9 protein-coding genes and 1 riboswitch are annotated in these 12,779 nt (G+C 59.1%); of the genes, 2 read left to right on the top strand and 7 right to left on the bottom strand.

Features of this window, described 5'->3' with window-relative positions; genetic code table 11:
* Positions 1-117 precede the first annotated feature (117 nt).
* The 4 genes from glyA to purN all read right to left on the bottom strand — a co-directional run bounded on the left by glyA (position 118) and on the right by purN (position 4,657).
* Positions 118-1,419, bottom strand: a complete 1,302-nt coding sequence (gene glyA, locus Q4P78_RS03415; RefSeq protein WP_303338916.1) for a serine hydroxymethyltransferase — start codon at positions 1,417-1,419, stop codon at positions 118-120.
* A 240-nt stretch (positions 1,420-1,659) separates the two neighbouring features.
* Positions 1,660-2,247, bottom strand: a complete 588-nt coding sequence (locus Q4P78_RS03410) for a TetR/AcrR family transcriptional regulator (RefSeq protein WP_303338915.1) — start codon at positions 2,245-2,247, stop codon at positions 1,660-1,662.
* A gap of 155 nt (positions 2,248-2,402) precedes the next feature.
* Positions 2,403-4,010: a bifunctional phosphoribosylaminoimidazolecarboxamide formyltransferase/IMP cyclohydrolase gene (gene purH, locus Q4P78_RS03405; RefSeq protein ID WP_303338914.1), complete on the bottom strand. Its 1,608-nt coding sequence runs from the start codon at positions 4,008-4,010 to the stop codon at positions 2,403-2,405.
* Positions 4,011-4,114: 104 nt separating this feature from the next.
* Entirely contained in the window at positions 4,115-4,657 is a 543-nt protein-coding gene (gene purN / locus Q4P78_RS03400) for a phosphoribosylglycinamide formyltransferase (protein WP_303339095.1), read from the bottom strand.
* A 120-nt stretch (positions 4,658-4,777) separates the two neighbouring features.
* Between purN and Q4P78_RS03395 the strand changes: the two genes are divergently transcribed.
* Entirely contained in the window at positions 4,778-5,398 is a 621-nt protein-coding gene (locus Q4P78_RS03395; RefSeq protein WP_303338913.1) for a hypothetical protein, read from the top strand.
* A gap of 68 nt (positions 5,399-5,466) precedes the next feature.
* Here the strand turns inward: Q4P78_RS03395 and Q4P78_RS03390 are convergent, their stop codons facing one another.
* The 3 genes from Q4P78_RS03390 to Q4P78_RS03380 form a co-directional block, all read right to left on the bottom strand.
* Positions 5,467-7,515 carry a DUF6350 family protein gene (locus Q4P78_RS03390; RefSeq protein WP_303338912.1) on the bottom strand — a complete coding sequence of 683 codons (2,049 nt, stop codon included), beginning with the start codon at positions 7,513-7,515 and terminating at the stop codon, positions 5,467-5,469.
* A gap of 193 nt (positions 7,516-7,708) precedes the next feature.
* Entirely contained in the window at positions 7,709-8,143 is a 435-nt protein-coding gene (locus Q4P78_RS03385; protein ID WP_303338911.1) for a plasmid stabilization protein, read from the bottom strand.
* Between the two features lie 179 nt (positions 8,144-8,322).
* A complete protein-coding gene (locus tag Q4P78_RS03380; protein WP_303338910.1) occupies positions 8,323-8,547 on the bottom strand; it encodes a nuclease PIN in 225 nt (74 codons plus the stop codon).
* A 32-nt stretch (positions 8,548-8,579) separates the two neighbouring features.
* A riboswitch (SAM riboswitch) is annotated at positions 8,580-8,709 on the bottom strand.
* 152 nt (positions 8,710-8,861) lie between these two features.
* Between Q4P78_RS03380 and Q4P78_RS03375 the strand changes: the two genes are divergently transcribed.
* Positions 8,862-12,779, top strand: a complete 3,918-nt coding sequence (locus Q4P78_RS03375; protein WP_303338909.1) for a DEAD/DEAH box helicase — start codon at positions 8,862-8,864, stop codon at positions 12,777-12,779.

Below are 12,779 nucleotides of genomic sequence, written 5' to 3'. Positions count from 1 at the left end.
CATTATCCCCCGTCACCTCCGTGTGCGCCACCATACACGCAGCATATGGGCAGAGAAAACCCGCCCGGGCTCTCCAGCAGTGGATAACCAGGGCGGGTTTTAGATTAAGTTAGCGGTTTAGGAGTTCCACTCATCGCTGCCGCGGTACAGCGGGTAACGCTCGCACAGAGCATCCACGCGCTGGCGCAGAGCCGCAGTGTCGCCACCGAGCAGCACCTGAGCAATAATCTCGGCAACCTCGGTGAAGCCCTGGGCGTCGAAACCGCGGGTGGCAAGAGCGGAGGTACCGATACGCAGACCGGAGGTGACCATCGGCGGGCGAGGATCATTCGGCACGGCGTTACGGTTAACGGTAATACCGGCTGCGTGCAGGGCATCCTCGGCTTCCTTACCGTTGAACTTGTGGTTACGCAGGTCCACCAGCACCAGGTGCACATCAGTGCCGCCGGTAGCGATGGAAACGCCCGCCTCAACCATATCGGGAGCGGTCAGGCGCTGCGCCAGAATCTGAGCGCCCTCAATGGTGCGCTGCTGACGATCCTTGAACTCATCGGTACCAGCCAGCTTAAAAGCGGTAGCCTTTGCAGCGATCACGTGCATGAGCGGGCCGCCCTGCTGACCGGGGAACACAGCCGAGTCAATCTTCTTCTTCAGCTCCTCGGTGCACAGAATGAAGCCCGAGCGCGGACCACCCAGAGTCTTGTGCACGGTGGAGGAAACCACATGAGCGTGAGGCACGGGGTTCGGGTGCAGACCCGCTGCCACCAGGCCCGCGAAGTGAGCCATATCCACCCACAGGTAGGCGCCAATTTCATCAGCAATAGCGCGGAAAGCGGCAAAATCCAGCTGACGAGGGTATGCCGACCAGCCGGCAATAATCAGCTTGGGGCGCTCAGCCAGAGCCAGCTCGCGCACCTTCTCCATATCCACGCGGCCGTCCTCGCCCACCTCGTAGGCGACAACCTCGTAGAGCTTACCGGAGACGTTCAGCTTCATACCGTGGGTCAGGTGGCCGCCGTGTGCCAGGGACAGACCCATAATCTTATCTCCCGGGTTCAGCAGGGCGTGCATAACGGCGTTATTTGCCTGCGCGCCGGAGTGGGGCTGCACATTGGCGTGCTCGGCACCGAAGAGAGCCTTCACGCGCTCAATAGCCAGGGACTCAACAATATCCACGTATTCGCAGCCACCGTAGTAGCGACGGCCGGGGTAGCCCTCAGCGTACTTATTGGTCAGGACCGAACCCTGAGCCTGCAGCACCGAATGCGGCACGAAGTTCTCGGAGGCGATCATTTCCAGGGTGTTCTGCTGGCGGCGGCGTTCCAGGGTGATGGCTTCGGCAACCTCGGGGTCGAAAACTTCCAGGGGAGTTTCCAGCAGGGTTGCTGCCGCCTCTGCGGTCGGGTTAATCTCAGTCATGCTCTCTCCAGAGTTGGGCGCGGGATTAGGCGCTGGGATAAAAATTCAACACTATGATGTGCTATACATTACTCTCAAGTATAGCTAAGCTGAATGCCCCTGACCAGACGTGAATGTACCCCGTTCATTTCTCGGACGATAGTCAGATTTAAGACGTCGGTCCAAGGGCTGAGCAAGGTGCTTAAAGCAATCCCCGGACACCCTCTATCGCGGTGTCCGGGGACTGTGTATGTGCGGGTGCTATTCGCCCGAAAGGTCCAAGGTTGCCAGAGCGTAGCTCAAATAAGCGTCACGCGCTTGCTCGCTCTTCGCGCCAGCCAACAGCTGAGTCTGCACCGTGTAGCCGGTGAGCACAGAGAGAATCGCAGCTCCCGTAGAGTCAAGGAATGCCTCCAGTTGATCTTCCTGTGCTCCCAGAGTCTCAATAGCCCAGCGGCGGTAGCGCTCCAGCGCCAGGTCGCGCAGGGTCTGCAGCTGGGTGGAGACCACGGCAGCCAGTTCACGGTCGGTAACCGCCTCGCCCCAGGTGATCAGCAGGAAGCGGCGCAGCTTGGGTGCATCGAGTACTTTCAGGCAGCCGAGTACATAGTCCCAGGGCGCGTCCGCTTTGATTTTTTCGAAGGGCGCGTAGTCCAGTTCGGCGGCGGCAAGCATGATCTCATGCTTGGATTCAAAATGGTTGTAGATGGCTCCAGCGGAGAGGTTGGATGCGGCAATAATCTCGCTCATGGAGGTTTTCTGGTAGCCGTTTTTACTGAAGCATTCGCGCGCCGCGGCGATGATTTCGGCGCGGCGGTTCTTTTTATATTCTTCGCTGACTTTAGGCACGTTTCAATCCTAACGTTTTTACACCCCATTGCGCATCCCGCACGCCCTCTTCGCCCATAAAAAGACGGGCACACGCCGGAGAATATCCAGACGCATGCCCGTCATATACGCTTTAGGACTTATCCACGTTCAGCGCACAGTCTAAGACGTAATTCTTAGTGGAAGAAGTGGCGGGTGCCGGTGAAGTACATGGTCACGCCAGCAGCCTGGGCAGCTGCAATAACCTCTTCATCGCGAATCGAACCGCCGGGCTGAACCACAGCGCGCACGCCAGCAGCCAGCAGCACCTCCAGACCGTCAGCGAAGGGGAAGAATGCATCCGATGCAGCAACCGCACCGCGTGCACGCTCTTCATCGCCCGCTAGAGTATTAGCGCGCTCCACCGACAAGCGGCAGGAATCCAGGCGGTTCACCTGGCCCATACCAATACCCACAGCGGCACCGTTATTCGCCAGCAAAATAGCGTTGGACTTCGGTGCGCGCAGGGCACGCCATGCGAACTCAAGGTCACGCAGAGTTGCCTCATCGGCTGCCTCGCCGGCAACCAGCTGCCAGTTAGCGGGGTTGTCACCCTCAGCGTCCAGGCGGTCAGCTTCCTGGAAGAGAGCGCCACCGGAAATCTGACGGTACTCAATAGCCGGGCGCTCAAAGCCCTCGGGTAGCTGCAGCACGCGCAGGTTCTTCTTGGTCAGCAGCACTTCCAGAGCCTCGGGCTGGTAGGAGGGAGCCACAATAACCTCGGTGAAAATACCCTTAACGGTCTCTGCCATTGCCAGGGTCACCTCGCGGTTAGCGGCAATCACACCACCGTATGCAGAGAGCGGGTCGCAGGCGTGGGCCTTTGCGTGTGCCTCAGCGATCGGGTCGGCTGCATCGGCAGAAGCTACAGCAATACCGCAGGGGTTATTGTGCTTGACCACGGCAACAGCGGGCTGATCGAAGTCGTAGGCTGCGCGCAGAGCTGCGTCGGCATCCACGTAGTTGTTGTAGCTCATTGCCTTACCGCCCAGCTGCTCAGCCTGAGCGATACCGGGGGTGGGGTTCACCTCGGCGTAGAGAGCTGCCTGCTGGTGGGGGTTCTCGCCGTAGCGCAGGGATTCGCTGCGCTCGAAGTTCACGCCGGCGTAGGGCGGGAAGAAGGAGGCATCCTCATCGTTGGCGAACTGCTGGCTGGTCCACTCTGCCACGGCGTTATCGTATGCTGCGGTGTGAGCGAAAGCGTTTGCTGCCAGGCGGCGGCGTGCTGCCAGGGAGAAGCCGCCGTCCTGAGCTGCAGCGATCACAGCATCGTAGTCGGCGGGGTCAACGACCACTGCAACAGCGTCGTGGTTCTTTGCCGCTGCGCGCACCATGGAGGGACCGCCAATGTCGATCTTCTCAATGATTTCGTCCTGGGTGCCGCCGGCTGCCACGGTCTCAACGAAGGGGTACAGGTTCACAACCACCAGGTCGAATGCCTCAACATCCAGTTCCTTGAGGGTATCAATGTGGTCCTGCTTGCGGCGGTCAGCCAGAATACCGGCGTGGATACGCGGGTGCAGGGTCTTCACGCGACCCTCCAGAACCTCCGGGAAACCGGTAATTTCGCTCACCTCGGTCACCGGAACACCGGCAGCCGCGATGGTGGAGGCGGTGGAACCGGTGGACACCAGGCTCACGCCAGCTGCGTGCAGACCCTGAGCCAATTCCGCCAAACCGGTCTTATCGTATACGGAAATCAGGGCGCGGCGCAGAGGCACGCGATCGAGCTGAATAAGAGACACAGATACTCCAGATTCTTTCGTGGATGGGTCAACGGGTGTAGCCCGCTTTTCTTGTATCCCGCCAGCTCATCAAGCTGCCGGGGTCATATGCCGTGTGGGCAGCTTTAGGAGGCCAGGGAGGCCAGAGTAGCAACCAGAAGCGGACGCTCCTGTTCCTTAATGCGTTCGTGCAGGGACTCTTCGGTATCCTCGGGCAGCACGGGAACAGCTGCCTGCGCCAGAATCGGGCCGGTGTCCACACCGGAGTCCACAAAGTGCACGGTCACACCGGTAATCTTTACACCGTGCGCCATGGCGTCACGCACACCGTGAGCGCCCGGGAAGGAGGGCAGAAGAGCCGGGTGAGTATTAATAATGCGGTTCTCAAAACGGGAGACCAGCTGCGCGTCAACAATGCGCATAAAGCCTGCGAAGAGGACATAATCGGGGGCGTAGGAAGCAATCTTTTCTTCCAGAGCACGGTTCCAGTCACTGCGAGATTCAAAATCCTTGGGTTCCACCAGGAAGGTTTCAACACCGGCGGCGCGAGCGCGCTCAATACCGGTGCAGGGCTTATCAGCACCAACCGCCAAAATATCGGCGGAGAGGGCGCCGGATGCCACCGCATCCAAAACCGCTTGACAATTTGTACCAGAGCCGGAGACCATAATCACAATACGCACTCCTCCAGTCTATCGTACCGGCGGGGCGCACACAGCCGGGCGGAGTGCTTTAAGGCGTCAATGTGAAAAATTCAACGTTGAGCCCTTCTCCGGTACCCTAGAGATATGTCTCAAAGCCCCACCCCCTCGCAGCCCGCGAGCCACGAACAGCCCGCAAGCCACGAGCACAACACTACTGTGCAGAACGCGCCCGTGCAGGCACCCGCGGCCGAGCAGAACGCTCAGCAGGCGCCAGCACAGCCGGTTCAACCTGTACAGCCGGTTCAGCCCGCGCAGATTCACCAGGCGCAGCCTCAGCAGGTACCTCCTGCGTATTATCAGCAGCCGGCACCTGCGCGCCCTCAACTGAGCGAAGAAGAACGCTCCGCCAAGCTACGCAGCGTGCGCGCCATGACCTGGGGCGCTCTTGCCTGCATGTTTGCCGCCACCTGGGCAATGACCCTGCCCGGTACCCTGTGGCTGGTGGTCGCTTTCCTTTTCGCCGCTGCGACCATTGGCCTGGGTGTGACCGTGATTGTGCGTTGCGCGTCCTTCCGCGGCCCGGCGCTGACCTATATTGTTGTCGGCATGGCTATGTTCCTCTCGCTGGGAACCCTCATGATGAGCCTGACGGCGCTGCTGCTGCCCTCGGTCAATGATGCGCGCTCCTGTGCGGAGAATGCGCTGACCGTCAGCGAGCTGCAGCAATGCCAGGATAATGCGGTCTCGGGTGTTTCCGGGCGCTAATTCTTAGACTATAGAGCGTGCGCCGCGTACCTTTGTCGGGTACGCGACGCACGCTCTTTATGTCATGTTTAGAAGGTTGGCCACTTCAGATCTCGGGGTAGGGTGCCCACGGGACGGCGGCGACGGCGAGTAATCACCGGATACTCTTCGGGCTCTTGCCGAGTATCGGAAGTATTGGAGCTGTCCTCAGAGTCCTCTGCCGGGGCCTCAGATTCTTCCTGATGCTCAGAGTCGGAGTTTTCGGAAGCGTGCTCTTCAGGTTCCAGAGCACCCTCCGAAGCGTCCTCAATGTCAGATTCGGTATGAGCCGGTGCAACAATCTCCCCGGCAGAATTATCGGCAGATTCGGTGTCGGCGGATTCAGCACCGATAGAGTCAGCACCCATAGACTCAGCAGAATACTCCGAGTGCAACTGCTCATTGAGCGCCTGAATTTCTGCGCTATCCTGCTCAGACACCGGCTCCAGCAGGCTCTCATCCACGGAGCTAACACTCATAATCTCTTCGGACTCTTCAACCGAGATATTAGCGTCGCTCTCAGTTCGAGTGCGCGCGGGAGCAAAGATACGGCTCATAGATAGCAGAGGATCCCTACGGCGGCGGGGAGCAGGTGCGCTCTCTTCAACGGGCTCTTCCGCTACGATTTCAGCGCTGGTTTCGGTTTCAGCAATCTCGCTAGAGATCTCAGAGGCAGTGACTTCCTCAGTGTCAGAAGCACGACGGGAAAGCTTAAGACCGCGCAAAGAACGCTTAGCGCGCACCGACCCCTCGCTCTGCTGCGATGCATCCGCACTCTCTTCTGCGCTCTTCTCTTGAGTCTTAGCTGCGCGGTTCACCTCAGCATCACTACTGAGCTCGGGTTCACGAGCAAAGCGCGGCAGGGAACGGCTCTCGTCATGAATGACCACGCGCGCAAGCATATTACCCAGGGCAGTGCCTGCCCCCAGGGTCACAAAAGCGCCCAGGGCAAAATCAGCCGGACCCACACCGATCTGCGTGAAATGACCCAGACCCAACGAACCGGAGGCAGCCCAGCCCAGAGCCGCCATCACCACAGCGCTCAGAGCGCCCACCAGCAGGCCGGTACCCAGAGCCGCCACGGGGTAGGAGATAAAGCGCATGCGGGTCTTGACCCACAGCCACTCTTCGAGGTGATCCTCGCCTTCGCGCAGAAACCAAATGCCCGCGCATACGCCCGCGCCCACCGATGCCAGCAGACCCGTGTACCCCCAGGGGCCCAGGGATGCCGGAATAGCTGCGGTAATGGGCAGCATGGGCACGGAGCCCATGACGGTTGATTCCAGGCCCACGTGGGTGCCGGTACCAAAGAAGAAGCCGGCGCCGGTGGACCAGCTCATGGCGTAGATAACCATATTGGGGATAAAGCCTAGCTGCAGCACGCTCAGGGCGCTATCGCCCACCGGTCCCGCATTCAGTTCCTGATAAACGGTCACAATCTGCGCCCAGTGGGTGGTAATAGCAATACCCAGCACCAGGGAACCGGTAACAACCAACGCTAGGCAGGCAACAAAGGCAGCGCGCACTACCGCCCAAACATAGGATCCCGCCCAGCGAGAGTACTGGCTCATATGGGAAATCTGCTCGGCGGTATCCACGCCGACCATACGTGCCAGGGATCGGGACTCGTAGAAACCGCCCAGCACAACACCTAACCAGACAATGACCTGGGGAATAAAAGCAGCACCCAGAATTGCCAGGGGGGAGGAAGAATCGGCGCTCAGGGCATAGAGCGCGGAGCTAAAAATGCCGTAGGCAATGGACCCGCTGAGTACGGGCACAAAGAATTCGCCTTCATAGGAGGCGCGCGCCAGGCGTCGGCCCGCACCAAAGCAAAGCAGCAGCGGAATGACGCTCAGGCCAAGGGGAATGAGAGTCAGGGTCGCTTCGGGAGCCCCAGCGCCAAAGACTTGGCTAAGGTTCAGCGGCACTCCGTGAATGAGCAGCCAGAAATGGCCGGTCATGCGTACCAGCGGCGTTAGGCTCATGGTTTCAAAACCATTGCTTGCCCAGATTGCCGTCAGGATAGCAAGAATTGCCAGGGCGGAGGCGAGGGCGGTCAATGAAAGATTGAGGGCGCCCTGAAGCCACAGGGGCATACGCCGTAGAGTGCGGGGTTCAGAAATGCTGCTTTTCATTATCTTTCCATCATGCCATGAAATAAGCGGTTTACCTAGCGCACGGCGCATATAGATAGCAGGCTATATAGACTTGGATTGTGAGTGAGAAGAGATGGTTCCCTCATAGAAAGAGCCCGGTAAGCTACCGGGCTCGCACGTAGTGTACGGCGATTTAATCCTCAACCCAGGGATTGGACGCCGTAGCACCCCAGGCACGATAAATATCCGCCTTAGAGGAGACAATCTCCAGCTGGTGCACCATCGCACTGGCACAGATCAGACCCTCAAGAGCCGCGGTGGGCAGGGGCGCCGCATCCACACGCCCAGCACCCACGGATCCGGGGGCAGCATTACGTCCAGCCCATTGCAGGCTCACGCGCGCATCAATATCAATCACATGATCATCAAAGCGTTCCAGCAGCTCTGCAATCCAGCGTTCGGTCTCCGGATAGGGGTAGAGCCCCTTGAGCTCACCCACGCTCAGCACGGAAATGTACATATGGCGGTATGCTCGTCGACGTAAAAAGGCGACCACTTTAGGGTCGGGGGTGGCCTTACGAATTTCAGCCAGCACATCCGAGTCGAGGAGCATACCAGAAAAGTTCATTCTTCTATGCTACCGAATCTTAGAGCGTGCAGTGTAGCCGCAGGCGAAATATTTCATGGTCAGCACTTCTGCCCTCGTTCAATAGGCTCTCTCCCCTACTTACAGAGAACACCCGCAGATACAAAAACGTCCCCTCCACGGTGTTCAGGCGTGAAGGGGACGGTAGAGAATCTTTTGGGCTATGCCACGCGCAGACCCGCGTATTCAATAGCGGGAATGCCCTCGGGGTTGGGCAGCAGCAGGAAGTTCAGAAATTCATCGCGACGGGAAGAAATACGTTCGTAATCCTGAATGCTCACCGCGGTGTAGCCATTGCGTGCGGGCACGGATGCTGCACGCAGGCTTTCCTGGAAAGTACGGGAGGGGTTGAGAGTGACTGCTTCAGTTGCAGAGCTGTTGTACATGTGACAACCTGCGCTAAATGCGCGTTCCTTTCGCGTTGCTCTTGCCTGTACCGGTTACCGCGCGTGGGCGGCGAATACAAACCGCTTCGTCATCCGAGCCACCCGTGAACATGGGGTTGGCATTCGACCATAGTCGGAGCTTATCAGTCGAAATTCTTGAAGCTGAGTACAGCTTACAACACCTTTTCTGTCTTTGTAAACACCGCCCCGAAAAATTTCCGAAATATTTTTTTACCTCCCCCAGCCCCTTTCGCTGGGCTCGAATATGCACCCGATCTGTCCTGCGCCCGAGTGCCTCTTGAGATAATGGGGGCATGAGTGCTTTCCCGCAGATTCCCATTACCACCGCCGCCATTATTCGCCAGGTGGGCAATACGGTGTACACGCGCGGCCAACGCTACGCACGCGAAGGTGCGGTGGTTCGCTATAGCTACGATGAAAAGACTCGAACCCTGAGCGGACAGGTCGCCGGATCCCTGGCGGTGCCCTATGAATGCACCGTGCGTATTGGTAGCGGGGAGCGCCCCCTGAGCGTGAACTGCGATTGCCCCGTGCGCACCGTGTGCAAGCATGCGGTGGCGCTGGTGGTTACCGCCGTGGAGCAGGCAGCGCGAGCGCGTAAAGCACTCAATATTCCCGACCCCAATGCACCCGAGCCCAAGGCAACCCGCGCCGGGCAGCGTAACGCCCCCGAGATTGAGTCCCTGCTGGCCAACCCCAAGTTGGCGGGGCTGACTACCGCTCGCAAACTTGAAGAAGATATTCAGACATACAGGGATTCTGCACCGGTCTCTGCTCCGGCATATGGCGCGGCATCTGGCGCGGACGCACGGGGAACTGCGGTAGAGGGCACTCTGGATCTGGAGGCACTGCCTCCCCTGGCTTCTTCGGCGCCTTCTGCGCGGGAACAGCAGTCTGCTTCCCGTATGAGCGCGTGGAAGAGGGATTTATCCCATATTCTTGCCGCTCGCCCCTTAGCCTCTATTCACGATGGTGCTCTGGTTCCCGCTGCCCTGGATTTGAGCCTGAATATTTCCACCTCCCGCGCTATGGGTCGAGCTATGAGCGGTCAGAAGCCCGTCATTAATCTCATGGCGCGACCGGTTAAGCGTTCTCATACCGGTCGCTGGGTCAAGGGCGGCTTGAGCTGGGAGAATTTTGCCCTCAGCGGCGTGAGCCCCGTATCACGTAGCGGTATATACCCCGAGCATGATCGTTTCTTCACCGAGCTCTATTCCTTGGCGCGCCCCTGGCAATCGGCCTATAGCTCCCATAGGTATTGGATTTCCCTCTCTTCGACCTCCTCGGCTCTGCTCTGGGAGTTATTGGAGCGAGCGCGTTCTATTGATCTGCCCCTACTGCTGGATGGGCGGGAGGTTTCCTATGCCGTCATGCCGCCGGCACAGATGCGCACTCTCTTTTCTGCCTCCGGGGAGAATTCCGAGGATTTGAGTCTGCACGCGGCTTTGAGTTGGGAGGCTCGCGAGAACCAGCGTGTTCGTCAACTGATTGTGCCCGCTCATGAGGCGCACCCGGTCGGTCAGCCTCGCACCGGTTTTATTGCTCTGGGTGCTCAGGCGCAGAAGGACTATGAGCAGGCTGCCTCTGCTGCCCTGTGGAATAGCGTCAAGGCAGGCGCTGCCGATCAAGCGCATCTGGTTGAATTTACTCTCGATGCTGAGCCCGCCGCTGAGTCGAAGGTTGCGTCAGGCACCGAGTCTGTAGAGTCTGCAGCTCAGCTAAGCACTCAGCTTCCGGATATTCCTGCGGGTGTAGATCTGCTCTTTATTCCCCTGACCGAGCCTCTGGATGATATTGCCGCTTCCCTGGTCAATACGGATTCCCTGGTGATTCCCGCTGCCGAGCGCCCCAGCTTTGTGCGCGAATTCTTGCCCTCTCTGGTGCGTTCCATTCCGGCGTTGACCCCCGATCCTGCGCTGGCTCTGCCGAGCGTGCGCCCGCCTCAGCTGGTGCTGAGCATAGATTTTGATGAGCAGATTGCTCACGATGCGCGCCTAAGCTGGGCGTGGGAATACCCTGCCGATCCCACCGAAAGCGATAGTGCCTCGTCTATGTGCGTGCTGCCCGCGGTGGGCTATGCGGGTGAGGAGACTCCCGTGCCGCGCGATAGCCGGTATGAGGCGAAGGTTATGCGTGCCGTGCGCCTTGCCCGCGCGCCTTTTTCCTTTATGGATTCCGGGTTTGAGCCCAGCCGCTACGAGGGCTGGGAGACTATGGAGATTCTTTCGCGCCTGCTGCCGGTTCTGCGCCGTATTCCGGGGGTTCAGGTGCGTTTGCGCGGTGAGGTTCCCTCATTCCGCGAAGTAGATAATACGATCATCGAGATTCAAGTCACCGATACCTCTCGTCGTGACTGGTTCGGTCTGGGCATTGCGCTGAAGGTCAACGACTGGCATGTTCCCTTCTCCCAAGTCTTCGAGGCGCTGGATAAGCAGCAGGACCGTATGCTGCTGGGCAATGGCACCTATTTCTCCCTGCTGCGCCCCGAATTTGCGGCCCTGCGAGCGCTCATGAGCGAAGCTAGGGCTCTCAATGACCGTTCCCATGAGCTGGAGATTAATCGCCACCAATCCAGCCTGTGGAATGAGCTGGAGCAGCTGGCGTCTTCGGTGCAGAGCGTAGCGCGCTGGGATGAGCAGGTGCGCTCTCTGAGCACCCTGCTCGATACGCACAGCGAAAACGAGCCTATCTTACCCGAAGCCTCTGTCGGTAGCGCTCTACATGCTTCCTTACGTCCCTATCAGCAGGAGGGGCTCAATTGGCTGGCGTTCCTCTATAAACACCGACTGGGAGGTATTCTTGCCGACGATATGGGTCTGGGTAAAACCGTGCAGGCAATGGCTCTGCTCTCCCACGCTCTAGAGACCCACGAGGCGCTCAATGAGCAGCGTGCGGCTGCGGGCGAAGAACCCATGCCTTTCTCCCCTTTCCTGGTGGTCGCCCCGACCTCCGTGGTTGCCAATTGGCAGGCGGAAGCCGCGGCTTTCCTACCCGATATTCAGGTTGCGGTGCTCAGCGAGTCTTCCTCTAAGAGTGGTTATAGCGTGGCGTCCCGTATTGCCGGCGCGCAGCTAGTTATCACCAGTTACGCTCTGCTGCGCCTGGACGAGCAGGAATTTATTGACCCGGATATTCCCGGCGGCAGCTGGGGCGCGTTTATTCTCGATGAGGCTCAATTCGTCAAAAACGCCACCACTCGAGCCTGGAAAGTGGCGCGCGAGGTGCCCGCCGACTTCAAGCTCGCCATGACCGGCACGCCCATTGAGAATAATCTGATGGAACTCTGGGCGCTCTGTGCCCTGGTTGCCGACGGGCTTTTCCCCTCCGCGCGTACGTTTAAAGAGCTTTATGTGCGCGCCATTGAGGCTGCCCGTGCTGAGGGTGAGCAGCAGATCCCCGAGCTGGAGCGTCTCAAGAGGCGTATCCGCCCGCTGATGCTGCGTCGTACCAAGGAGCAGGTGGTTCAGGAGCTCCCGGCGAAAAATGATGAGCGCGTGGTGCTGGATTTGGCGCCCACGCATCGCCGTATTTATGACACTCACCTGCAGCGCGAGCGCCAGAAGGTACTGGGTCTACTGGAGGATATTGATAAGCACCGCTTTACCATTTTCCAGTCCCTGGCCCTGCTGCGCCGTCTGGCTCTGGATGCAGCCCTGGTTGACCCGGAGCGCTATGAGGGCGTGTCGAGCGCTAAGATTGACTACCTGCTACAGCAGCTACCGGCTCTAATTCATAGCGGCTCTAAGGTGCTGATTTTTAGCCAATTTACCGGCTTTTTGAAGCGTATTGCCGCCGCCCTGCAGGCTCACTCTCTGGACTATCTCTATCTGGATGGCTCCACCCGCGATCGAGGGGCTGTTCTTGATCAATTCCGCCAGGGAGCGGCACCTATTTTCCTGATTTCGCTCAAGGCCGGTGGCTTTGGTCTGAACCTGACCGAGGCGGACCACTGCTTTATTATGGATCCCTGGTGGAACCCCGCGGCGGAGGCGCAGGCGGTGGACCGCATTCACCGTATTGGTCAGGAGCGTGAGGTGCATATTTACCGTCTGGTGGCGCGCGGAACCATTGAAGAGAAGGTTATGGAGCTCAAGGAATCCAAGGCGCAGCTTTTTGACGCCCTGGTGGGCGATGAAAGCTTTGGTTCCACCGCCCTGGGCGTTGCCGATGTGCGCGAGCTCTTCCGTCCCGATACGGAAGACTCTCTCTAG

Source organism: Rothia sp. (in: high G+C Gram-positive bacteria), assembly GCF_030540545.1.
Classification (GTDB): domain Bacteria; phylum Actinomycetota; class Actinomycetes; order Actinomycetales; family Micrococcaceae; genus Rothia.
Note: the sequence above shows the minus strand (reverse complement) of the source record. Positions and strands in the feature narration are given on the sequence as shown.